The sequence below is a fragment of the Oligoflexia bacterium genome, assembly GCA_034439615.1.
Classification (GTDB): Bacteria; Bdellovibrionota; Bdellovibrionia; order JABDDW01; family JABDDW01; genus JAWXAT01.
Genome location: JAWXAT010000010.1, coordinates 41,532 through 62,631, shown reverse-complemented (window position 1 = coordinate 62,631; position 21,100 = coordinate 41,532). Strand labels below are relative to the sequence as shown.

The following is a 21,100-nucleotide window of genomic DNA, read 5'->3' as shown; positions in this document are numbered from 1 at the left end:
GGGTTGCAAACCGGGTCACACAGTGTTATCCATTTCTTTCTTTATTTCCCTCGATGCGGCCGTAGTTCAGCTGGATAGAATATCAGACTACGAATCTGAGGGTCGCAGGTTCGACTCCTGCCGGCCGCACCAATCTTTTCAAACACTTACCAGAATTGGGTTTCAAGACTTTTTATTTTAGGGTCCATATAGGGTCCTAGGCGCACCGGAGTGTAGTCGGCCCAATGCCGCCACGGCTGAAACCTACGCAACAACAACATCAAAGGATTGATATAGTCGCTTAATAAAGTCTTCTCTAGTGTCGGTAAAATGCGGCGCGAATCTTTTATGCTGCTGAAAAAGACGCTCCTCCTGTATTGGCGTCAGCCTTCTTCCTTCAATCGCCAGCTGATCAAAAATACCAGCGCAGTCATCAAAGCTCACACCCTGGATCATGATTAGCTTTTCGATTAGAGCAAGCCCATGTTCAAATTCCCGAACCACAAAATCAATAAGTTTAGAATTACCGCCCGATAAAACCAAAAAAATGGACCCATCTCAATGGCCTGATTAATTGACATTTGATCGTCAGACATTGTGAAGCGATCATTTCCTTGTTTCCCGAAATGGAGGGCAACAATTTTACTCTTCAGAATTTCTCTATCTTCAGCACTCAACTTTAACTCCATCATTATCCTAAGCTGCTTGAAATTCCCATGAAACAGGCAATGGCGAATATTCCCATGAAATTCAAAATCCACTTTAATTTTAGGGTAACGACGATTTATCTCTTTGCAAATTACTGATAAGTTAGTGGTTCTTACTTCGTCTCGACGCTCCTCAAAAACATCAATATTCAGTTTGTGTGCAAGAAATTTAAGATTTAATTCCCACAGTCCTGCAACACCGCAGAGTAATCCAGTTTTGTGCACTATTAATTCAAGCAGTGGTCCAAAATGCTTGCTCACTCTGTCCAAAACAAGGGATTCGTCATTGGCTTCAATCATGTTTATAATAGCTTCAGAGAGCTCCGTCGCTAATATGGAGTTGTGGTGATCATTGCCCAGCTTTTTTTGCAAGATATTGAGGATTTGAGCTTTAACTAAATCACTTTCATTCAACTCGAACCTAACAAACTTGTTAAGCTGCTTGTAATAGGTAATGGCCGACAGAATATTGCCGATGACGGTGTTTACTTTATTTTTTACTCTTCCTATATACACAAATTTTCTATTTCCATGAGTTTTCTGGGACACAAACACTGAGTCCACGGTATGGATGACCCGATGAATAGCTTTGACATTATGCTAGCGTGCGCAAAATTTCCTGCCCATCGCGCTCTGCTAAACCACCAAGAATTTCTGCAATTTCCATATTCTGCTTTGCAAAATCTTTTCCAACTAAATTAATTAAAAGCCACCCGCCAACTGAGCAGGGTAATATTTTTAATGGCTCCTCATGGTTTTCAAATTTTATTTTTTCAGCTTGTTTTATAAAAGTGGCTTTTGCTTCCATGCAATCAATAAGTAGTGTGGACCCATGTTGATATTTTTTATTCAGCACAGGAACTAAAGCTGTTTTATACCAAGAATTAAAAGCAGCCTCATCGTGCTCTGAGGCGAACATAGAGAGAATCTCAGCAAGACAGGCGACCGCATAAAAGGCAAGAAACTCGGTTAGCTTAATATTTTCTAATGGTGGGTATTTCTCGCAAATAATCTTGTTTGTCGTTACAGCCATTATCCCACACAGAGAGATTAGTTTATCACAATCAACATCAAGTTTCTTCAAGCTCTCTCCTTCAACTATGCCACGAATCTAACATCTGATGTTATTTCAGTTTTACAAATCAGAGCTAACTCTCTTGATGCTGAGAGCGCGTCTTCTGATGAAAAAACGTAACATTTAGAGTCTTTGGTTTTAATCAACAATATTGGTTTCCAAAACTTCAAGGAATAAATATGAGTGCGCCAAGCTAAATCGATCGTTTCTTGTCGGTAAGAAATCCGACGCAGGCAAAGCCGAGCAGGCGGCCTGAAACTTAATGCGCACGGGTGGCGGTAACAAGATCCGTGAAGCCGCAAGACAGGAGACGTTGGACCGCAACGCAAGTGAAGGTATTGAGCCCCGAAATTTTCCAGTGTTAAAGAGGCCGACGATGTTCATGTATCGGAAGGCAGTAAGAGCAAGGTCGTAATGCGAGAACTTGTTTTCTCTTTCGGGGTCTAAGTCCGCGGTACGAAGTCATTGAGAAGCGATCGGAACTTGGGAGATCCTGTTATTTTCCAGCAATGGATACCGGCAAACAATCTGAAAAAGAGAGGATGCGGGGATGAATAGCAGGAAGTCGGACTGGTTCGTATTAAAGGAGTAGTCGGAGTAATGTCCGGCGCGAGGAAAGAGCCTCACTTGAAGGGATCAGCGTTAGTATGCAGAGATTTAAGGAAACAGGTACTGAACTTCAGAGTCAGGAAAATACATGCAAACGAAATTAAATCTCATATCGGAGCTTGTGAAACGGGACGAGAAATGTCGCGTGAATAATGTTGCGTATCTGCTAGGGGAAGAAAGCTTAAAGGAATGTTTTGGAATGCTTAAGCGCGGAAAAGCGGCCGGCATTGACGGTGTGAGTGTCGAAGAATACGGAAAGAATTTAGATGCGAATGTAGCGGCACTAGTCGCTCGCATGAAAGCCCAGTCGTACAAACCGCAGCCGGTGCGAAGGTCATATATCGCAAAGGCAAATGGGAAAGAACGGGCTCTTGGAATTCCGTCGGTTGAAGATAAAATCGTTCAACGCGGGATTGTGCGGATACTAGAATCCATTTACGAAGTCGACTTTCTAGATTTTTCCTACGGCTTTAGACCTCACCGGAGCTGTCACCAAGCGCTCAAGCAACTGAACCAGGTTATCATGATGAATCCGATCAACCACGTCATCGATGCCGACATCAAAGGCTTCTTTGATAATGTCGATCATGAATGGATGATGAAGTTCTTGAGCGTGAGAATTAACGATCCAGCCCTTCTTCGATTGATCAAACGCTTTTTGAAGAATGGATACATGGAAGAAGGAAAGCTTCACGCAACTGATGAGGGCACACCTCAAGGTGGCGTGATCTCTCCGATCCTTGCCAACATCTATCTTCATTATGTGCTGGATCTTTGGATGCAGAAAGTGGTGAAGCGAAACTGTCGTGGAGTCGTTGAAATGATTAGATACGCTGATGATTTTATCATCTGTGTACAATACAAAGACGACGCCATTAAAATCCGCGAAGCCCTGACTGCAAGGCTCAAGAAATTTAATCTTGAGCTCTCAGAAGAGAAGACGCGTGTGATTGAGTTTGGTCGATTTGCCAAGCAAAATGCGCATAGCAAAGAGCAGCGTCCAGCAACATTTAACTTTTTAGGCTTTACTCACTTTATTGACCGAACGAAGAAGAACACTTTTAAGCTTGGTCGGAAAACAGATCGGAAAAAGTTCACAGCGAAAATAACGGAGATGAATCTGTGGTTGAAAAACTCACGCAATCTCTATCAGCTCGAAGTGATATGGAAAATATTGAAGGCAAAGCTACGAGGGCACTTTCAATATTATGGGGTAAGTGGAAACTACCGAAGTATTAACGACTTTAACTCCACGGTTAAGCGGTTAGTATTTAAGTGGCTTAACCGGCGCAGTCAGAAAAAGAGTTTTAACCTTGAGGGCTATTCACTGTACCTCAAGCGACATCCTCTTCCCACGCCTGCGATCCATCATAACTTTTATACCGGATTTTCTAGCACGTGAATATTACGAAGAGCCGTATGCGGGAAAATCGCAAGTACGGTTCTGTGAGGGAAATAAATCTTCTCACAATAACTTTATTTATTAGGAGAATATTATATGACTACTCGACAGCGCTTTATTGAGCTTAGGAAATTCCTGAAAAATAGAACGGCTGAATCAATTCTAAATCGTCCAGCCGTTGAAATTTATAGGAGTGGCAGATGGCCAAAGTTAGTCTTCAAAAGGAAACTTCCAAATTTCCAAACATTCGCTATCCTCACCGCAGCTCTTTTCATATTTTAAAATGACTATCTTTCCGATCATTGAATTAAGCTTCAGTCGTTCCTTTTTATTAGGAACTACTATTGTCATATTTTTAATACCTAATCCAGGCATCTCGCAATTATATGTACCGCTCTCGGCATTAGGAGGCTTTAAACGCAATACTTTAGTCTTCGTTTTAATTTAACAGCTACCGTCAAATTTTTCTTGGGAGATGATTTGAATCAGCTTTGCTTCCACTCTTTTCTGACAATAGTCGGAAGCTTCAGCATGAAAATTGATCAGTAATAAAAAGACCATGATGAGGTGCATATTGAAAGTAAACTAGATAAGTAGCTCACCGTCAAATCTGAAAATGGATCCGAAGGGAATCTTCAATGAGAGACCTCAGGGCGTTTGGGCACTGACAAAGCTTTCATTTGGTAGACTCTTTGAAAAGCCCTCTCTTGAGCGAAGGCTTCAAATTCAACTTGGCCGTTTTTATGGCCTTTCCGTGCTGATTTTGGCTGCTACCCGTTTTTCTGAAAAAGTTAACTCCATTTTTAAAAGAATTTGCAGTCTTAAACAGCTTGAATCACTATTATTTATTTGCCTTGAAATACCATATTTTAGTATGGTATTATATATGGTATGAAAGCGAATAAAAAATATACCCTAGAGTTAGAAGAATCTCTGGTCAAGTCAGCGGTTAAAGCGACCGGCAAAAGCTTCACCGATACTGTACGACAAGGGTTGAAGATTCTTGCCTCAACAGAAGCCTATCGGGAACTCTCAAAAATGCGAGGAACCGTTGACCTCGAACTTGATGTTAAGGCGATGAGAAAGCACAAGCGTGATTTGCGCTGACACCAACATTTTCATCGATTTTTTTCGAGGAACCAGTGGCAAGTCAATCGAAGTGCTACAAAAAGCTTTTGATGAAAAGCAGCTTTTAATGAATCCCTTCGTGTTAAGCGAACTCCTTAGCTCGCCTAAACTACCAAAAAAAACTGAAAAGTATCTTCTTGATCTGCCACGTATTGAAATTGAGTTAGGGTTTTTCGAGCGAGCAGGGCTTCTGAGACGAAAAATCTACCAAGAAGGAAAAGGTGTTTCTATAGCTGATATTTATATCGCACAATTGTGCATTGATTCCGAAATTCCTCTGCTCACTGCAGATCAAGACTTGTTGATGATTTCAAAGCACAGCGAATTGAATATTGTTACTGCTCCCTAGAAAATCTGTATTGAAGATTCTGTTTTTCGATATTTCCTGCTTACAAACTCCCGTTTCATTTAAACGGTAAAGGAGTAATCCTTTGCAACCGTGGTCGGTTCGCTAACATTAGGGCGGCTCGTCTCACTCTCTTGCTCTTCCTGTTCGATTTTCATAATCTCTAAAGTCACGACTTGGTCATAATCATCACACTATGGAGTTAGGCCTCTATTAGATGCCTAACTCCATAGGTGTAATCTCCTGGTACTCATTTCATGCACAGGGGTGATGGCTGTTACGAAACAGAAACAGTGTGCTACCTGTGACACGGGTTTTGAGGCGAAGATTAAATTATTTGAGACATTGCTTTGAATCAAAGTTCATTGGCAGAACAGACTTTTCATTTACTTGTGCGCCTAAATTCCAAGTGCTGTAAGTTTGAATACATTGAAATTGAATATTGCCAGTTTCAAGTGTTTTATTTGTTTTTTTAATCGTAGTGCGATCATCAAGCAGGCGTGTATCGCCCTTTTCACCAACAATTCTATCGGCAAATTCTTTGCTCGTGTTTCTGAGAAAGACCTCATCTTGTTTGTGAATTACAAAAATAATAAGGGTGGCAGCTCTGATTCCAATTTTTTGGATATATGCTTTTGGAATATTTATTTCACCTTCAGCTTTGATTAAATAACGGCGCAGTGGAATTTCAATATTCTGAGACTCTGTTGCACCTTTAGTGACAATGGGTAAAATCGTATTTATTTTTGGTTTTTGCCCGGGGAAATCAAGGCCCATAGAGCCCATGCTTCCACTGACATAAAAAACAGTTAAATAAGAACCTGCAAATTCATTTAGATTTTTAATCTGAATAGCGGGAAGTGTTTGATATGAGAAGGCTGAGGTCGAAAATATAAAAATCAAAACAAATACTAATTTTTTCATTTTCCACCCATCTTATCTAAATACATCATTAAATGACCCGATCCATCGGAGCAAATTGTATGGAGCTGTGCGGGAATTCCTGTGAAATTAGGAGGGATGGGTATTTTTGCAATAGCGATTGATTCTTTAGAAGCATAGGTTTTGTTTTCTTCTGCCAATGTCCCTTTAATATTTCCCTTCACTTTCCAGCCGAACCCAAATCTAATTGTTTTGTCTTCGACATTTAAGGTGCTCAAATCAAAAGAATCATAAATCACAGCAATTCCGCCAGGCACGGGCTTTAGGCGAAATAACAAATCAACACTTGCAGTAAGTTTGTCAAAAGCAACATCCTCCCAAAAACCAACTGCATGGTGAAAAATTTTAAGTCTTGTTCTAAATTTTGTGTCTAGTTGCCCGCGTTTGCAGAGACTGTCGTCAAATTGAAGTGCTGGTGGTTTATCAAGGCCAATATATTTCTGCTTTATTTCTTCAGTACCATCGTCTTTTTTTATTTTCTCTGTTTTAACTACGATGTTTTCAAAGTACCCTCGATTGAAACTCAACTGCACAATGCGGTTAATATAGTTCTGGTTTAATGAAAAAGCATAATCATATTGGTCGGAGGCAAGTTTTGGCTCTGCATGGCGATGGGTGTCCTTTGACACAATCGCAGGTGTTGTTTTTTCGGGATCTTCTACATAACCGCTGAATCGAAATCCGAGATATTTATCTGTCTGAACGACTTCATCAAGCTTTGTGCTGCGACGAAAACCCAATTCTTCTTTAGTGCCTTTTGGAACACCCGGTGGAGGCATTTGACTCACGTCTCGAATGACGTGAGAAATTTTAGACAAAAAGCCGTTAAATTCACGAGAAAATTGTGTTTGAATAAATTTTTCTAAATAGGTCTGTGTAATTTTAACTAATTTAGAATGATTTTTTTTAAAAATATCATCGATATGATCAGTTGTGAATTTTATCGCGTCGGGTTTTTTTGATTTATAATTTTCATCAAAATCTTTTGCATCTGCTGAGTCGGCCACCATTAATGTCAGCTGTGGTAACACCTTCTTTTCATAACCTAAAATAATTTGAAGTGCACTCGTGTTTGTATTTATGAATAGTGGATTTGGGTTTTTTGGATCCTCTTTGTCGTTATTTTTTTTGCTAAATGTTTGAGCTATGAGCTTGCCATCACCATCAATTTTAATAAGCAAAGGTACTGTGATAACCAGATCTTGCTTTTTTTCTACACAATCGGGCACCAAAATGTTGTCAGCTTTTTGATCCGCCCGGCATTCAGGTGCAAGAGAGGCTGTGATTCCTGTAAGTCCAAAACTTCTTAATATTTCATTGTTAGTATCTTTTGCGACAATTGCTCGAATATTTACTTTGATATCAGGAATAACTAATTTTAATACAAGTATGGCCCCGTCTCTTTCGCCTGATTTTGCAAAGAGATTATAATCTGGAAGTAATGACATGTGTGAAAGTTTGAGAGAAAAACCTATATCTTTGATTTTCATCTCAAGCTTAGGGTTTTTCATACTGTAGTTTTGAGTCCATTTTTTAATAGCTGATTTTATATCATGTAGGGTGTCTTCATATTTTTTGTATTCCGGAGGTAAACTATTTAGATCAATTTCTTGATCAGGAATTAACGATAATTCTTTAAAATGGCCGGATTTAAACGACATGCCGTAATTCCAAAGAATATGTTCGAGTTGATCATGTAAAAGTACATCTTGCCCTTTTGGATTACTTAAAAAGAGACCCATGGCATCGGGAATGGGATTGTCCATACTCATAGTAATACCCGTGGCAGCCATGGTATTTGGTGTAACCAAAGTTAGTGCTAAAAGTATGAAAACAAGAGACTTCCTCATAACCAATAGTATTGCAAGACTGGCACCCTTTAAATCGAATTTAAGGTCTTATCATGAGTAATTCTAGCTAGTTATGAGTCAAAGAGCTGTAGATTGCTGTTCAGCTGTCTAATGCTTATGCAAAGAAGCCGCAAATCTTGAATGAACCCCTACAGTGTGATTTAAAATAAGTATGAAAATAAATCCTACTGTTTTTGAATATCCGCTCACCATCAGAGAGTTTCACATTGATACACTTCAACACGTAAACAACGCCACTTACCTGGCTATTTTTGAAGAAGCAAGGTGGGAGCTCTGCACTAAAAATGGTTGGGGACTTAAAGAAGTTCATGAAAAACAAAAAAGCCCGATCATCTTAGAAATCAATATTCGGTTTAAGCGCGAAGTTCATTGCCGAGAAAAAACGATCATCAAATCACGATGTATTGAGTATGAAGGTAAAACGGGAAAGCTTGAACAGATACTGTTTAAAGAAAATGGCGAAGAGGCGTGTTCTGCCACGATAATATTTGGTTTTTTTGATTTGAAAACAAGAAAACTTATATTGCCAACTCCTGAGTGGCTCAAGGCCATCGGGATGGATTAAAGCGTGCATTCCAATCACAAAATTAAAATGATCATTTTTGATCTTGGCGGTGTTCTCTTTGACTGGAACCCACGGTACCTATTTAAAAAAATATTTAATTCCGAAGAAAAAATGGAATATTTTTTAAATAATGTCTGTAACCAAGAATGGAATTTACGCCAAGATAAAGGTCGACCATTTATTGAGGGCATCCAAGAGTTACTTAAAAAATTTCCTGAACATAAATCAGAAATTGAAGCTTACCATCATCGATGGATAGAAATGTTAGCAGGCCCCATTTCACCAACAGTTGAACTTCTCGTTGATCTTAAAAATGCAGGCTATCGTCTTTGCGTTCTATCTAATTGGGCCACTGAAACTTTTGCGCTAGTACGGCCAAAGCATGAGTTCTTAAATCATTTTGAAACTATTTTAATTTCTGGTGAAGAAAAACTTATTAAACCCGATCTTGCATTTTATAACCTACTTTTAGAGCGTATAAAAGTGCCCGCCGCAGAGTGCGTCTTTATTGATGATGTCGCCGAAAATATCGAAGCAGGAAAATCTATAGGAATCAGAGGCATTCAATTTCTCAACACCCAACAAGTCAGAAATGACTTAAAAGATCTGGGTGTTGATTTATTTATCTGAAATAATGATCTGACGTTGGCATTCGTAAACAAGAGATTGCATTTTTTGATTAAAAACAAGACTTGTATCGGTGAATTCAGCACCGATGTGTAGAAATTCTTTCGACTCGTAAGTATTTTTTCTTCGAAATTTAACCTTAAAACTCACATCTACGGGTTCACTTGTACCGACAGATAGATTTCCGGTAACAAGGCTCCCCATTTCAAATAATGAAGCCTCAGATACTGGAACTTGAAATGCACAGCCCCCAGCAGAAAGATCTATCAACGTAAAATTCTTTCCAGAAATATTAATAGCCGCATACATGATTATTTTGGGAATCGTAACTCGAAAGCTATCGCGCCTTTGAAGTTTGAATAATTTTTTCAAGGAGATTTCATAAATATTTTCTGCTTCAGATATTAACGTTCCTCCTGCAAAAAACTTTGCGCTGGCCTGATCAAAGGTCAATGTAATTTCAGTGCCCTCGCCAAGACTTGGGCCATTTTTATAACGCCCTTTGATCAATGAATTTTTATATTGGTGCACTGCAACTTCGGTGAGTTGTGCGCTGGCATTTTTATTAGTTACATCTTTGATAAAGATAGAGTTTTTCTTATTACTAATAAATTCAAAAATATCGGCTTGCTCAACAGCATCAATAAGTTGAAAGAAGTTTTGGTCATTACTGTTCGAATCTTTGCTCATACAACATTAGACACATATTAATGGGGAAAAATAAAGGGCTTGGATCGAATCCAAGCCCTTTTCTTGGGCTGCCATACCCAGGGCCGTAGTATTATTTTGATGACGAATCAATTGCTATAAGCCTTTTATTGAAGGCGTTTGTTAATTTAAAAGCCAGAGATTCTTCTGGATTGTTATGTTTGTGTAAATAAAGTGCTGCCATTAATGCGGCTGTGAGGCTTGCGATCATCAGAGCCCCCATGATTTTTGAGAAAGCAGATCTAAAATCAAACTTTTTAGTTATGAGAAATTTCTCACTAAATTCTTTAGAAAAATTTAAACGGCGTCCTTCAAGCGCATCATCATTGACGAGTTTCATAATCGCCGTATCAACATGAGTTGGTAGTTTTGAAAATTCTAATCCTAAGGCATTCAGACTACCTGTTCGTTCTTCAGCTTGTTTCACCCATACAATTTTAGCTTCGCACTCAAAGTTTTCATCTTTGTTCAAATAAAGCTGAACCTTGATTTGTTGGCCCATTTTGAATTCAGACCATTCCGGTGCCTTAAACGCAAGACCCGCAGGACTCAGGTTTGTGATATTTCTAGTAATGAGCGCGTCGTCTCCAATACGTAGCGACCAATTATGATGAGATTTGCGTTGTAATCTATGGATCTGTCTTTTTGACCTATTAAAATTAAGATGCGTCATAATCCCCTTACTCTAATTAATGCGCATTAAAGCCTGTTGGCTGGAAGCCATTCCTGCGTCTGCGCTATGATGTACTACTCTTGGAAGAATCAGACCATCCTGAATGCATGTAAGTATTTGAAATTACTAAATTTTACTTATACGGTGGTGATTATAATATGAGCGGTTGTCAAAAAATTATTAGACAGTCTAAGTGCCAATGGAGGTCACCGTAAGGCCTAATAATGGCACTTTAAACACTCTAAAAGTCTAGAAACACTGATAAATTAGCCATAAGGCTGGCCTCAGCTTTGCTCTAACCAGCACTTGATGAGTCGATTAGGTGTTTGTATCTTCATTATTATCTTAGCCATATTCGCTGTAAATAAAGGCTCCGCGAACCCCAAGGCCAATATGCTTTCTTATAAAGTGTGGAAACAAAAGAAAATCACAGATTCTCAAGCCTTGTTAACAGAACTTAAAAAAGAAATTCGAAAATACAATAATCCAAAAAACCCTGAAGAAGAAGAGTACCTTTCATCTCTGAATTTGCGTTTATCCCATGCAGAACTTAATTGGGGAGTAATCCAAGAGCTTTCAGCTAACGATTATTTTTTGCTCTATTTAGCTCCGCAAGCGAAGAACAATTACGAAGCTCTCAAATCTGCGGCAAAAACTCTAAGTCCCAGTGACATGGCCGATATTCTTGAGGCCTATCAAAGAAAACTACAAGCCCCCGAGCTCGTCGGAGCCCAGGGTGGATCATCCCAATTCGAATCCCCAGCCCTCTAATCAGAGTGCTTGATCTTCAAAAACTCTTACCAATTGCCAACCAGATCGAAGGTTTGTGTTGTTGCACATGGTGGTGTGAGCACAACCCATGATGGTATTGAGGCAGCTTACTGCTTCTTCACAAGCTTGAAGTATGCTTGTTTCTTCACTGGAGTTAACTTTTACGAAACATCGCCCAACGTAATAGGTGTTACGCAATTCGCATGTGCCGCCATTATCGGCTTTGGCTACCGGTGCAAGTGCGAAAATGAACGTAAGTGCGGCTAAAACAGAGAATATGAACTTCATATAAACCCCCTTAAATGCTTACTAGGACTTACTCTTAAGCCCTTATAATTTTTACTACCCGAGGGCAAAATATCAGCACAACCTTGACAAAGTAAATAGCGAACACACATTAGTGACGATTCGAGGAATTTTAATAAATTTCCATACTATGTATCGATATTTATGACGATTTGCGCTACGTTGCGTAGCGCTATAGCAATTAATCAATGAAGGAGGTCTTAAATGGCAACACCCAGTATGAATGTACGCCCATTACACGACAGAATTTTGGTACTACGATTGGCTGAAGAAGAAAAAACAGCTGGTGGTTTGTATATCCCCGACAACGCTAAAGAAAAGCCCCAACAGGCTACAGTTGTTGCAACCGGCAAAGGACGAGTCCTTGATGATGGCCGTGTTGTGCCGTTGGAAGTTAAAAAAGGCGATAAAGTCCTATTTAGCAAATACTCAGGAACAGAACTTAAATTTGAAGGCAAAGAATATCTCATGATTCGTGAAGAAGATGTTCTAGGCGTTATTCAGTAATAATTAAGGAGAATAAAATTATGTCAGCAAAAGAATTGCGTTTTAGTGAAGATGCTCGAAATGCCATCCTTCGCGGAGTTAACCAACTTGCAAATGCAGTAAAAGTAACTCTTGGCCCCAAAGGCCGTAATGTTGTAATCGAAAAATCTTTTGGCGCGCCAATGATCACCAAAGACGGTGTCACTGTTGCAAAAGAGATTGAACTCGAAAATAAATTCGAAAACATGGGCGCTCAAATGGTTAAAGAAGTTGCCAGCAAAACAAACGATGATGCTGGTGATGGAACAACCACTGCGACTGTATTAGCACAAGCTATCTATCGTGAAGGTGCTAAGATTGTAGCCGCTGGCCACAATCCTATGGAAATCAAACGCGGTCTTGATAAAGCCGTTGAGAAAATCGTAGACGAACTTAAAAAAATCTCACAAAAAGTAAACGGTAAAAAAGAAATTGCTCAAGTTGGTTCAATTTCAGCCAACAACGATAAACAAATCGGTGAATTGTTAGCCGAGGCAATGGAAAAAGTTGGCCGTGAAGGCGTTATCACAGTTGAAGAAAGCAAAACTGCTGAAACAACACTAGATGTTGTTGAGGGTATGCAATTTGACCGTGGTTATCTCTCACCTTACTTCATCACCAATGCTGAGCGTATGGAAGCCGTTCTCGAAGACGCTTACGTATTGTTGTATGAAAAGAAAGTAAGCGCTATGAAAGACCTCATTCCTTTACTTGAGGCTGTAGCACAACAACACAAACCACTTTTGATTATTGCAGAAGACATTGAAGGTGAGGCATTGGCAACATTGGTTGTTAATAAACTTCGCGGAACACTTCAAGTTTGCTCAGTTAAAGCCCCTGGCTTTGGCGATCGTAGAAAATCAATGCTCGATGATATCGCTACCTTAACTGGTGGAAAAGTATTGAGCGAAGAACTCGGTCAAAAACTTGAATCAGCTAAGATCAGTGATCTTGGCCGCGCTAAGCGCATTGTTGTTGATAAAGACAACACCATCGTAATTGACGGTGCTGGTAAAAAAGCTGAAATTGAAGCGCGCGTTAAATCAATTCGTGCTCAAGTTGAAGAATCAACAAGCGACTACGATAAAGAGAAACTCAAAGAGCGTCTCGCTAAACTTGTAGGCGGCGTTGCTGTAATTCATGTTGGATCAGCTACCGAAGTTGAAATGAAAGAAAAGAAACAGCGTGTAGAAGATGCTTTAAACGCAACTCGTGCAGCTGTTGAAGAAGGTATTGTTGCTGGTGGTGGCGTTGCACTTGTTCGCGCAGCACAAGCAATCAGAAACATGAAACTTCCTCCCGCTCAACAATGGGGTGCTGATATTGTTCGTCGTGCATGTGAAGAGCCAATTCGTCAGATCGCGTTCAACGCTGGTCTTGATGGTTCAATCGTTTTGGATAAAGTTCAAAATGAAAAGAATCCTAGCTTTGGTTTTAACGCATTTACTGAAGAGTACAGCGACCTTGTTAAAGACGGTGTTATTGATCCCGTTAAGGTTGTTCGTTGCGCACTTCAAAATGCGGCCAGTATCGCTTCATTGATGCTGACAACTGAAACTATGATTGCTGAAAAGCCTAAGAAAGAATCTTCTGGCGGTGGCGGCGGAATGCCCCAAGGTATGCCCGGAGGCGGCTTCGACATGTAATCGAGTCGAATCGAATTTCCAAAGCCCCGATTCTTTTGAGTCGGGGCTTTTTATTTAGTGAGGAGAATTTATGAAATTTAATTTACTCATGCTTTTGGTTTTAATAGTTTCAAACACAGCTGTCGCAGCTACGGAATCCACGGTTAGTATTTCTCGATCACAAGATCAAAGACGAAGTGCCTTGGCTAATATTAATCAAAACAATGTTGAGCTTGGTGGCACAATTGATTTTGGGTATTCAGTAGTTGGCGGATCTCTTTTTCAGATAAATCCTACGGTGCGGTATTTTGTTATTGACCGTTTAGCATTAGGGGTCACTGGTAATTTTATAACAAGTGCTGTGAGTACTTATCTAAATATGGGGCCTTCAGTTGTCTATCATTTTTGGTCAAATGAACGTGTATCTACTTATGTCGGACAAGATTTTCTTTATAACTTAAATGAATACAACGACTACTCGTACAATAGTTCTATTTCAACTCGTTGGACGAGTGAGACAAAGTTGGGGATGAACTATTTCATTACTCCTGTTGTCGCATTTGGCCCAAGAGTTTCATATTTGCGTAATTTTGCATCTGATGTGGGGGCATTTACTCTCGCTGCAGCCTTTAGTCTTTATTTTTAAAAAATTAAAAAGGTCTTAGCTTAAGGTGTCCGCCGCCCCCTTGAAGATAGGGGGCGAGCCATTTGTAGTGATGAAGTGATTTTGGTTCAAAGGATTTATTTTCAGTTAGCCAATTGTAGAGGGCCTCAACTTCTTTAAGCGAAACTTCTGTGAAACCCTCAGACCATGTTGCGGGAATCACATTCACAAAACGTTTAATCTCATCTTTATAAATATCCCAAAGTATTTTTTGTTTTTTCTTATAGAGATCGGCAGTAAGTGTCAGTTTAATTTCAGGTTGTATGTTGTATGCAACTGAATAGACAGAGGTGTTTTTAGAAAATACTTTATGTGTTGCATAGCTGACATCTTGATGGTGAGCGTGGCCGTATTCACCTAAGATTCCGTGTGTGAAAACTTTGTTGAATTTTTTAAGCGTGAGAAGTTTTTCAATTAATGCGTGAACATCGAGTCTGTGTTCAAAGATATCGGGAAATCCCCAACACTCGGCTTTTTTTGCACCAAGAGCTTTGCATGATTTTTTAAACTGCCCGATTCGAAAGTCTCCCATGTCATCGGCGTTTCCATCGGTGACACAAATCACATGCCAGTCATATTTTTTTGAAAGAATAAGGCCGCCAAAAAAAATTGCTTCATCATCGGGGTGAGCAACAACAACGAGTGCGCTGGGTTTTTTGAACATAAATTTTTCCTTAAAGTCTGGTAACACTTGTGTTTTGGTTTGCCTGCTTACACAATAAGGTTACTCAATGAGTGAAGCGTTAAGCAAGGGATGACATGAAACTGATTCACTGCAAAGATCCGCAAGAGGTTGCCACGACAACTGTAGATTTGTTAAAGGCTTATGCACAAGGTGTCACAGGTGCGTTGAATATTTTTTTACCCACAGGTGGTACACCGACATTGATTTATAAGGGTTTTTCTCAAGAAAAAGATTTTTGGTCAAAAAAGCTATGCCCCATTCAAATAGATGAATTTATAGATTCACGCCGTCTGTTTTACAGTCAATTGCGTGAACAAGTTCTTTTGCCATTGGGTGTCGAGAATAAATCAAAACTTATTGATCCATCGTGGTCCGATGCACAAATGCTTATGCATGTGGAAGATGTGATTTCAGAAAAAATCCATGTAAGTCTTTTGGGCTTGGGGCCTAATGGGCATGTTGGTTTTCATGAGCCTGGCCAAAGTGGACTTTCATTTATGGGTGGGCGAGTAATCATTGCCGATGAAACCCGAGACCGCGTGACCGGAGCAAACACAAATGATGTTTTCACTTTCGGAGCCGGAGCATTTATGCGTGCAGAAAAAATAATCATGGTGGTAATCGGAAAAGAAAAATCCGCAATTCTAAAAAAAGTATTAGAAAGTGAACCCACTCCCTTAATTCCAGCCACACTACTAAAATCACACAGTAACCTCACAGTCATCATTACATAAAGGCACGGCCTTACTTTTCGTAATCACTAAATGGCTGATTTTATTCGGAATAATTGATTTGCAAACATCATTGGGATTACGAAAAGTAAGGCCGTGCCTGCTAGAACATGTAGTCGATTCCGGTGATGAGGGTGGTTAGGCTTTGGCTTGAGTTTAGGCCGATGATGCCGTTGCCTCGGTTGCCGGCGCCTGAATAGGTGCTTGAGTAAAATTCAAAATTTAAATGTGCGTGTAGCCCATATTGAGGGGCGAGTTTATATGAGCCGCCAAAAGAGAATGCGGTGATTGTCGTGTCACTTGTGGCGCCGCTTGATACGGGAGTTTCAGTGACGTTGGGGTATAAAAATCTATCTAAATTAATATCTAAATACCAGGCGTGATCGTTAGTAATTGGGAGTGAACCGCCAAGGCCTAAATACATTCCACTATAAGAAGTTGATGTGAATGTGAGTGGGGTGCTGGCATCAACAAACATACTGTATTTTGCAAAACCAGCGTGAAGGTTGATCTGTGGGCCCCAGAAATTATCTTGTAGTAAAAATTTATAACCACCATGTAAATCATAATGCGCATTGTTTGCAGCTAGTCGAGACGGGGCTCCTCCCGCTTCAGGATTTGGTACACTAAACACACCTTGTCGAATGAGACCTGACATATACCAATTTGATGTCAGCCAAATTTCTGCGGCTAAATCAATCTGTGGGTAAATTGGAGCATCACCTGAATATGATTTTTGTTCATTTGTAATTGTATTTTGAATGCTTGTTGAGCTTCTCAGTGAGCCAAGACCTAAACCTAATCCGATTTTACCAAGTGTGGGTTGTTTTGGTGGAAGCCATTCTCTTGGGTTTTTTCCAAAACTCACGTTGTCTTGACCAAGCTCACCATGAGGTGTGGGTCTAAACATTTCGGCAGTGGGATCAGCGTAGGTTATAAAATCAAGACCGGTTACTTTACTCTCAGGTGCAATAACGCCTTGATCTTTTTCGGAGAGAATAATTCCAAAACTTAATGTTTCATCGGCTTTTATGATTTTGATTTTCCCCATAATTTCTTTTTCTGTACTTAGTAGAAAATTAAATTTGGGATGCCTTTTTAGTGAAATAACCTGCTCTACACTTACAACTGTATTGTTTCGAATTCCATCGCGAGCACCGATATCAATAGTAACGCGGTTTCCCTGGCGGCTAAGTACTAAGCCTTTGTATGGAATTTTGTTGATGAGCTTGTTGAACATCTCGGTTGTTTTTTGTTCTAGCTCTTTTGTTTGCATAATAGGTTCGTTTGCAACCAGTTCTTGAACAAAGAGTTGCCCATCAGACACAAGGTAGAGATCAAGTGTGATGTCTAAGCCTTTTTTTTGTTTAAGTACTCTTCCTGCTACAAAGGCCTCGGCATTATTTTTGATGCCTAATTTTTTGATGAGTTCAGGTTGGCCTTCATAATCTTCAATGGAATTTTGTGCGTTAGCGTCTTTGACTTCGACTTGATCAAAGCGATGGGTGTTTTTGAGAAGTTCATTAAGTTTATTCTCTAAATGTCGGGCGTAGAGGCCGTTAACGTTATCTGTTGCGGGTAAAACCCCTACTTTGCGAACAGTAATTTGTTTATCAATTTGACTGTGATAAGAATTTTTAACTGAAACTTTATTTGTGGGTTGTTGCGCAAAAGCGTAAACCCCAAAGACTGTTAAGAAAATAATAATCAGTGTGCTGTGTTTCACGTTGAATTAACCTCTTTCATTAATTTTAAAGGTGATTGCTGCCAGGGTCAATGCAAGCTTGCCAAATAGCGTGAAGCTTAACTAGACCCATCACTATTTCGAGGCTAACGTCGAGCCCAGTTTTTATCGATATTGATCCAAACTAAGACGAAAAATACCGAGAAGTAATGTAATGAGAACACTTGTTGTTATCGCATTACTTCATCTTGGTGTGCTTGCTCACGCACAAGAAATTGACCCAAGTTTTTTGGGCCTAATGGGAGATACCCAATCGCCAACTGCGCGTCGCCCAGTGCAACCGCAAACTCAAGATAGTACTGAGAGTTCTCGCTATATTCGCAAGTCAACATCACATAAGAAAAAAGATAAAACTGCTCAAATTCAAAATAGAAGGCCTGCGCAAGATGATGGCGAAACTGTTTTTGATCGCCCCATAGCTGAATCAGCGGCCCCTAACGTGGCGCCACTTCCCGGGCTAGGTGGCGAAAATTTTAATAATGCATCGGCTCCACCAGCAGAGGTCACTGGAAAAAAAGCAGAAGATTCCGGAATGGGTACGCGCATGAGAGATATGTTGCTCGGCGGTGAATTAGAAGAAATTGATAAATATAGATCGTTTTTAGACTCTGAAGATATTCGTAAGAATCTTTTTGAGTTTACGATAAGTCCTTCGTACATTTACAACTCTTCAGTGAGTCCTTATTATTATCGTAATTATATTAATCAAAGTCCTGGTGCATTTTTCGGATTAAATCTTTGGTTCACACCTTTTTTGGGCATTGTAGCTGACTATCGATTTTCGATGCTCAATGAATTAAAAGACAATCCTACGCAAGATATATATGTTGCTAGCTCTCACACTTGGTTTAATCTCGGTTTAAAATTTAGAAGATTTTTTGGGATGGCACTTAATTCTTCATCTCTCGCATTTACACTTAAGTATGCAGATTATTCACTTTCGTTGCCTCCAAATGTGGGGCGACTTAAGCATGGTTTAGGTGGTGTGGAAATTGACATCGATATGAGTATTCCATCAAGCAAAAGCTATTTTTGGAATTTAGGTTTGATGGTACAGCCTTACATGGTTCATACAGAAAAAGTGGGCAGCGCAGATGTTCGTGCTGGTCAAAGTAATCAAACTATCGGAGTAGGCGCAAATATTGGTGGTGAGTATCGATTCGCTCGACAGACGAGAACGTTTTTTAAAGTTTCAGCGATTATGTATAAATCACAATTTTCTGGCTCTGCAAACAAAACGGACCCAAACACAAGTATGGTTCCAACAAATGTTCCGGTGAGTAATGTGTTTTATCTTTTTGATTTTGGTGTGACTTTTGGCCGTTAAGCCATTTTCATTTTTTTTCTCAAAATATTCAAAACTACAAGTAAGCCAATTACCGCCAATGTGATCATTATGTAGCGTTCTGCGCGTCGCATGTAGAGAAGTCCGATTTCAATTTCATCACCAAAGTAAAATCCTAAATAAGTGAGTGCTGGAACACTGATGAGGGCGGCGAGAGAGTCTAATGTAAAAAAAGTGAGGGGTCGGACTCCGAGCATTCCTGCAGAAAAATAAATCGGAGCTCTAAGGCCTGCGAGAAATCTTGCGACGAAACAAACTTTGCGAGCATTTTTCTTAAGTTTTGCTTGAGCAAGTGCGATTCGTGCTGGGGTCATAACATAACGAACACCTGGGAGACTTAAAACGCGTTTTCCAAAAACTCGTCCGATAGTGAATAATGTAAAGTCGCCAAGCAGAACTCCTACCATGCATACGACTATGGCCCAGTGAAGTTCAATATTTTCTAAATATGAAAGATACCCCGCCGCAAAAAGCGTAATATCTTCCGGAATGGGAAGGCCAAGACCGCAGGCAAAGAGTACAGAGAAGATAGCCGTGTATGCGGCCGAACCTTCAAGGTGACTGATCTTATCTAGAATTAAGTCGAGAAACGATGCGTCCATGGAAACTCTAATTATCCTTTTGGGTGTGCGGTCGTAGCAAGCTTATAATGATATCATGAAACTTCATGTACTTATTGTAGACGATGCACCCTTCATTCGCGAAGTCCTGAGACAGATTTTATTAAAATCTGGACATATCGTCGTGGCGGAGGCGGAAGATGGCGAGGATGCCGTGCAAAAAGCTCAGGAGTTTAAGCCTGATTTAATCATTATGGATATCGTCATGCCGCGAAAAAGTGGTGTGCAAGCCACAAAAGAAATCTGTGCGTTACTTCCTAACACTAAAATAATTGCCTGTAGTACTGTAGATCAAGATACGATGCTTATGAAAATAATGGAGGCGGGGGCCCATGATTTTATCAAGAAACCCTTTGCCGCAAAAGACGTGATAGCAATTGTAAATAAGGTTTGTGAAAAACACCTGGGGGTTTCATCGTGATTAAAGACCTTTTGTTCGTGATAAAAATGCTCGGCCTTACCGTTATTGTTGCATTGGCTTTTCAAACTAAGTTTGGTGATAAAAGTGTTGAAGAAGAATTTCATCACTGGATTAAAACATCTGTCTTTGTGGATCTCATTCAAGAGGCAGTCGATGGCGGTGTTGTGCTCACAAGGGCGGGATACAAATCAGCAGATACGAATGTACGTAAGATTTTGTCAAAATTGAGTAAACGACGTGAAGATAAAAAAGATCGCAGTCTTGGAAATTTTGAACTTAAAAGACATAACGATGGAAAAGAAGATGATGAGGATTTAGAAGAAATCGCTCCAAGAGTGAAATCTTCGGTTCCTCATCCACGGTAATTATTGTTCTCTTTTTCCACTAGATGTTTTGCCTTGATTACTGTTTGCCTTCACATATTTTGCTTCACATGAAAGTTCAGTAGTACAACGGCGTTTCTCAAAATAACGAGAATCATTGCGCGCTGATTTTAAAATACACTCTTCACTACCTTTTATATCAACGGCGTGAGCGGTAGATGAAATCATGGCAAATGCGAATAACAATAAGAGTTTGTTCATAAATACACTCTCCTTCATGGACTTAGTATTACAAGCTATGTGCCAAGGGAGTGGGTGGGCTAACTAGCTGATATTACAGAGGTGAAATGGGTTCTTGACCGTGTGGTTGTCTAAAGAACAGACAACTGGATGCCGTGCAGTCAGCTTATCTGGCGGAGCCTGAGCCGCCAGTATTGCCGGTTGCATCTGATGTAAGTTGAAATTTGCGACGACATTCTTCGGGATTCAGAGCTAAATCGCAGTTTTGATTTTGATCGCAGAGTTCAGTATTTCCATGGAATGCACCGCCTCCTCCGGAAGATGGTTGGTAGGGAGTGCCGCGAAAGCCCACTGTTTGCGCATTAATTCCACCATACAAATCTTGAGTCTTAGTTGCTATAGCACTTGAGACGAAAACGCTCATGAGGATAAAAACTAATACGCTAATTATTTTTTTCATGTTCACTC

Annotated in this window: 26 protein-coding genes and 1 tRNA gene; 14 read left to right on the top strand and 13 right to left on the bottom strand. The window is 40.0% G+C overall.

Annotation, left to right across the window (positions count from 1 at the left end; genetic code table 11):
- The first annotated feature begins 55 nt into the window (after window positions 1–55).
- Window positions 56–132 (top strand) — tRNA-Arg (locus SGI74_03295).
- Window positions 133–243: 111 nt separating this feature from the next.
- Here the strand turns inward: SGI74_03295 and SGI74_03290 are convergent.
- The 3 genes from SGI74_03290 to SGI74_03280 form a co-directional block, all read right to left on the bottom strand.
- Complete coding sequence (locus tag SGI74_03290) at window positions 244–435, bottom strand: hypothetical protein (protein ID MDZ4676511.1); 192 nt, start codon at window positions 433–435, stop codon at window positions 244–246.
- A 14-nt stretch (window positions 436–449) separates the two neighbouring features.
- Window positions 450–1,202, bottom strand: coding sequence for a hypothetical protein (locus SGI74_03285; protein ID MDZ4676510.1), 753 nt, complete (start codon window positions 1,200–1,202; stop codon window positions 450–452).
- Between the two features lie 79 nt (window positions 1,203–1,281).
- Window positions 1,282–1,770, bottom strand: a complete 489-nt coding sequence (locus SGI74_03280) for a hypothetical protein (protein MDZ4676509.1) — start codon at window positions 1,768–1,770, stop codon at window positions 1,282–1,284.
- A gap of 688 nt (window positions 1,771–2,458) precedes the next feature.
- On the opposite strand from SGI74_03280, the gene ltrA reads away from it, so the two are divergent.
- The 3 genes from ltrA to SGI74_03265 all read left to right on the top strand — a co-directional run bounded on the left by ltrA (window position 2,459) and on the right by SGI74_03265 (window position 5,249).
- A complete protein-coding gene (ltrA, locus tag SGI74_03275; GenBank protein MDZ4676508.1) occupies window positions 2,459–3,772 on the top strand; it encodes a group II intron reverse transcriptase/maturase in 1,314 nt (437 codons plus the stop codon).
- Between the two features lie 891 nt (window positions 3,773–4,663).
- Window positions 4,664–4,879 (top strand): hypothetical protein, encoded by a 216-nt coding sequence (locus tag SGI74_03270; protein MDZ4676507.1) that lies wholly within the window; start codon window positions 4,664–4,666, stop codon window positions 4,877–4,879.
- Entirely contained in the window at window positions 4,866–5,249 is a 384-nt protein-coding gene (locus SGI74_03265) for a PIN domain-containing protein (protein MDZ4676506.1), read from the top strand. The genes SGI74_03270 and SGI74_03265 overlap by 14 nt, the downstream gene beginning before the upstream one ends.
- A 330-nt stretch (window positions 5,250–5,579) precedes the next feature.
- Here the strand turns inward: SGI74_03265 and SGI74_03260 are convergent, their stop codons facing one another.
- A complete protein-coding gene (locus SGI74_03260; protein MDZ4676505.1) occupies window positions 5,580–6,170 on the bottom strand; it encodes a hypothetical protein in 591 nt (196 codons plus the stop codon).
- Complete coding sequence (locus tag SGI74_03255; GenBank protein MDZ4676504.1) at window positions 6,167–8,038, bottom strand: hypothetical protein; 1,872 nt, start codon at window positions 8,036–8,038, stop codon at window positions 6,167–6,169. Before SGI74_03255 ends, SGI74_03260 begins: the two co-directional genes overlap by 4 nt.
- 172 nt (window positions 8,039–8,210) lie before the next feature.
- Between SGI74_03255 and SGI74_03250 the strand changes: the two genes are divergently transcribed.
- A complete protein-coding gene (locus SGI74_03250) occupies window positions 8,211–8,624 on the top strand; it encodes an acyl-CoA thioesterase (GenBank protein MDZ4676503.1) in 414 nt (137 codons plus the stop codon).
- A 27-nt stretch (window positions 8,625–8,651) separates the two neighbouring features.
- Complete coding sequence (locus tag SGI74_03245) at window positions 8,652–9,254, top strand: HAD family phosphatase (protein ID MDZ4676502.1); 603 nt, start codon at window positions 8,652–8,654, stop codon at window positions 9,252–9,254.
- Here SGI74_03245 and SGI74_03240 read toward each other — a convergent pair.
- Both SGI74_03240 and SGI74_03235 read right to left on the bottom strand, forming a co-directional pair.
- Window positions 9,243–9,941 (bottom strand): PilZ domain-containing protein, encoded by a 699-nt coding sequence (locus SGI74_03240; protein ID MDZ4676501.1) that lies wholly within the window; start codon window positions 9,939–9,941, stop codon window positions 9,243–9,245. The genes SGI74_03245 and SGI74_03240 overlap by 12 nt on opposite strands.
- Window positions 9,942–10,032: 91 nt before the next feature.
- Window positions 10,033–10,632, bottom strand: a complete 600-nt coding sequence (locus tag SGI74_03235; GenBank protein MDZ4676500.1) for a PilZ domain-containing protein — start codon at window positions 10,630–10,632, stop codon at window positions 10,033–10,035.
- A 393-nt stretch (window positions 10,633–11,025) separates the two neighbouring features.
- Between SGI74_03235 and SGI74_03230 the strand changes: the two genes are divergently transcribed.
- Window positions 11,026–11,403, top strand: a complete 378-nt coding sequence (locus SGI74_03230; protein ID MDZ4676499.1) for a hypothetical protein — start codon at window positions 11,026–11,028, stop codon at window positions 11,401–11,403.
- Here the strand turns inward: SGI74_03230 and SGI74_03225 are convergent, their stop codons facing one another.
- On the bottom strand, window positions 11,404–11,691 hold the full coding sequence (locus SGI74_03225) for a hypothetical protein (GenBank protein ID MDZ4676498.1): 288 nt from the start codon (window positions 11,689–11,691) through the stop codon (window positions 11,404–11,406).
- A 237-nt stretch (window positions 11,692–11,928) separates the two neighbouring features.
- Here SGI74_03225 and groES point away from each other — a divergent pair, with 237 nt between their 5' ends.
- The 3 genes from groES (at window position 11,929) to SGI74_03210 (ending at window position 14,505) form a co-directional block, all read left to right on the top strand.
- Window positions 11,929–12,216, top strand: coding sequence for a co-chaperone GroES (gene groES, locus SGI74_03220; protein ID MDZ4676497.1), 288 nt, complete (start codon window positions 11,929–11,931; stop codon window positions 12,214–12,216).
- A gap of 20 nt (window positions 12,217–12,236) precedes the next feature.
- Window positions 12,237–13,880, top strand: a complete 1,644-nt coding sequence (gene groL / locus SGI74_03215) for a chaperonin GroEL (protein MDZ4676496.1) — start codon at window positions 12,237–12,239, stop codon at window positions 13,878–13,880.
- 70 nt (window positions 13,881–13,950) lie between these two features.
- Window positions 13,951–14,505, top strand: coding sequence for a hypothetical protein (locus tag SGI74_03210; GenBank protein ID MDZ4676495.1), 555 nt, complete (start codon window positions 13,951–13,953; stop codon window positions 14,503–14,505).
- Between the two features lie 4 nt (window positions 14,506–14,509).
- Here the strand turns inward: SGI74_03210 and SGI74_03205 are convergent, their stop codons facing one another.
- A complete protein-coding gene (locus tag SGI74_03205; GenBank protein ID MDZ4676494.1) occupies window positions 14,510–15,187 on the bottom strand; it encodes a PIG-L family deacetylase in 678 nt (225 codons plus the stop codon).
- Window positions 15,188–15,282: 95 nt separating this feature from the next.
- Here SGI74_03205 and SGI74_03200 point away from each other — a divergent pair, with 95 nt between their 5' ends.
- Complete coding sequence (locus SGI74_03200; GenBank protein MDZ4676493.1) at window positions 15,283–15,942, top strand: 6-phosphogluconolactonase; 660 nt, start codon at window positions 15,283–15,285, stop codon at window positions 15,940–15,942.
- A 100-nt stretch (window positions 15,943–16,042) separates the two neighbouring features.
- On the opposite strand, the gene SGI74_03195 is transcribed toward SGI74_03200, so the two are convergent.
- On the bottom strand, window positions 16,043–17,665 hold the full coding sequence (locus tag SGI74_03195) for a hypothetical protein (protein MDZ4676492.1): 1,623 nt from the start codon (window positions 17,663–17,665) through the stop codon (window positions 16,043–16,045).
- 172 nt (window positions 17,666–17,837) lie between these two features.
- Between SGI74_03195 and SGI74_03190 the strand changes: the two genes are divergently transcribed.
- On the top strand, window positions 17,838–19,010 hold the full coding sequence (locus tag SGI74_03190) for a hypothetical protein (GenBank protein ID MDZ4676491.1): 1,173 nt from the start codon (window positions 17,838–17,840) through the stop codon (window positions 19,008–19,010).
- Here SGI74_03190 and SGI74_03185 read toward each other — a convergent pair.
- Window positions 19,007–19,630, bottom strand: coding sequence for a DedA family protein (locus tag SGI74_03185; protein MDZ4676490.1), 624 nt, complete (start codon window positions 19,628–19,630; stop codon window positions 19,007–19,009). The two genes, SGI74_03190 and SGI74_03185, sit on opposite strands and share 4 nt — an antisense overlap.
- Before the next feature lie 55 nt (window positions 19,631–19,685).
- Here SGI74_03185 and SGI74_03180 point away from each other — a divergent pair, with 55 nt between their 5' ends.
- Together SGI74_03180 and SGI74_03175 are read left to right on the top strand one after the other, a co-directional pair.
- On the top strand, window positions 19,686–20,069 hold the full coding sequence (locus tag SGI74_03180; protein ID MDZ4676489.1) for a response regulator: 384 nt from the start codon (window positions 19,686–19,688) through the stop codon (window positions 20,067–20,069).
- The gene (locus SGI74_03175; protein ID MDZ4676488.1) at window positions 20,066–20,434 is read left to right on the top strand and encodes a hypothetical protein; all 369 of its coding nucleotides are present in this window, start codon (window positions 20,066–20,068) and stop codon (window positions 20,432–20,434) included. Before SGI74_03180 ends, SGI74_03175 begins: the two co-directional genes overlap by 4 nt.
- On the opposite strand, the gene SGI74_03170 is transcribed toward SGI74_03175, so the two are convergent.
- Window positions 20,435–20,653 (bottom strand): hypothetical protein, encoded by a 219-nt coding sequence (locus tag SGI74_03170; protein ID MDZ4676487.1) that lies wholly within the window; start codon window positions 20,651–20,653, stop codon window positions 20,435–20,437.
- A gap of 145 nt (window positions 20,654–20,798) precedes the next feature.
- Window positions 20,799–21,092 carry a hypothetical protein gene (locus SGI74_03165; protein MDZ4676486.1) on the bottom strand — a complete coding sequence of 98 codons (294 nt, stop codon included), beginning with the start codon at window positions 21,090–21,092 and terminating at the stop codon, window positions 20,799–20,801.
- Window positions 21,093–21,100: the final 8 nt, after the last annotated feature.

Bases quoted from the DNA above. Each gene is read 5' to 3' on its own strand.
- SGI74_03205 (MDZ4676494.1), bottom strand. From the start codon at position 15,187: ATGTTCAAAAAACCCAGCGCACTCGTTGTTGTTGCTCACCCCGATGAT.
- ltrA (MDZ4676508.1), top strand. From the start codon at position 2,459: ATGCAAACGAAATTAAATCTCATATCGGAGCTTGTGAAACGGGACGAG.
- groES (MDZ4676497.1), top strand. From the start codon at position 11,929: ATGAATGTACGCCCATTACACGACAGAATTTTGGTACTACGATTGGCT.
- SGI74_03225 (MDZ4676498.1), bottom strand. From the start codon at position 11,691: ATGAAGTTCATATTCTCTGTTTTAGCCGCACTTACGTTCATTTTCGCA.
- SGI74_03235 (MDZ4676500.1), bottom strand. From the start codon at position 10,632: ATGACGCATCTTAATTTTAATAGGTCAAAAAGACAGATCCATAGATTA.
- SGI74_03270 (MDZ4676507.1), top strand. From the start codon at position 4,664: ATGAAAGCGAATAAAAAATATACCCTAGAGTTAGAAGAATCTCTGGTC.
- SGI74_03200 (MDZ4676493.1), top strand. From the start codon at position 15,283: ATGAAACTGATTCACTGCAAAGATCCGCAAGAGGTTGCCACGACAACT.
- SGI74_03255 (MDZ4676504.1), bottom strand. From the start codon at position 8,038: ATGAGGAAGTCTCTTGTTTTCATACTTTTAGCACTAACTTTGGTTACA.
- SGI74_03290 (MDZ4676511.1), bottom strand. From the start codon at position 435: ATGATCCAGGGTGTGAGCTTTGATGACTGCGCTGGTATTTTTGATCAG.
- SGI74_03165 (MDZ4676486.1), bottom strand. From the start codon at position 21,092: ATGAAAAAAATAATTAGCGTATTAGTTTTTATCCTCATGAGCGTTTTC.
- groL (MDZ4676496.1), top strand. From the start codon at position 12,237: ATGTCAGCAAAAGAATTGCGTTTTAGTGAAGATGCTCGAAATGCCATC.
- SGI74_03245 (MDZ4676502.1), top strand. From the start codon at position 8,652: ATGATCATTTTTGATCTTGGCGGTGTTCTCTTTGACTGGAACCCACGG.
- SGI74_03210 (MDZ4676495.1), top strand. From the start codon at position 13,951: ATGAAATTTAATTTACTCATGCTTTTGGTTTTAATAGTTTCAAACACA.
- SGI74_03190 (MDZ4676491.1), top strand. From the start codon at position 17,838: ATGAGAACACTTGTTGTTATCGCATTACTTCATCTTGGTGTGCTTGCT.
- SGI74_03230 (MDZ4676499.1), top strand. From the start codon at position 11,026: ATGCTTTCTTATAAAGTGTGGAAACAAAAGAAAATCACAGATTCTCAA.
- SGI74_03180 (MDZ4676489.1), top strand. From the start codon at position 19,686: ATGAAACTTCATGTACTTATTGTAGACGATGCACCCTTCATTCGCGAA.
- SGI74_03250 (MDZ4676503.1), top strand. From the start codon at position 8,211: ATGAAAATAAATCCTACTGTTTTTGAATATCCGCTCACCATCAGAGAG.
- SGI74_03260 (MDZ4676505.1), bottom strand. From the start codon at position 6,170: ATGAAAAAATTAGTATTTGTTTTGATTTTTATATTTTCGACCTCAGCC.
- SGI74_03170 (MDZ4676487.1), bottom strand. From the start codon at position 20,653: ATGAACAAACTCTTATTGTTATTCGCATTTGCCATGATTTCATCTACC.
- SGI74_03185 (MDZ4676490.1), bottom strand. From the start codon at position 19,630: ATGGACGCATCGTTTCTCGACTTAATTCTAGATAAGATCAGTCACCTT.
- SGI74_03240 (MDZ4676501.1), bottom strand. From the start codon at position 9,941: ATGAGCAAAGATTCGAACAGTAATGACCAAAACTTCTTTCAACTTATT.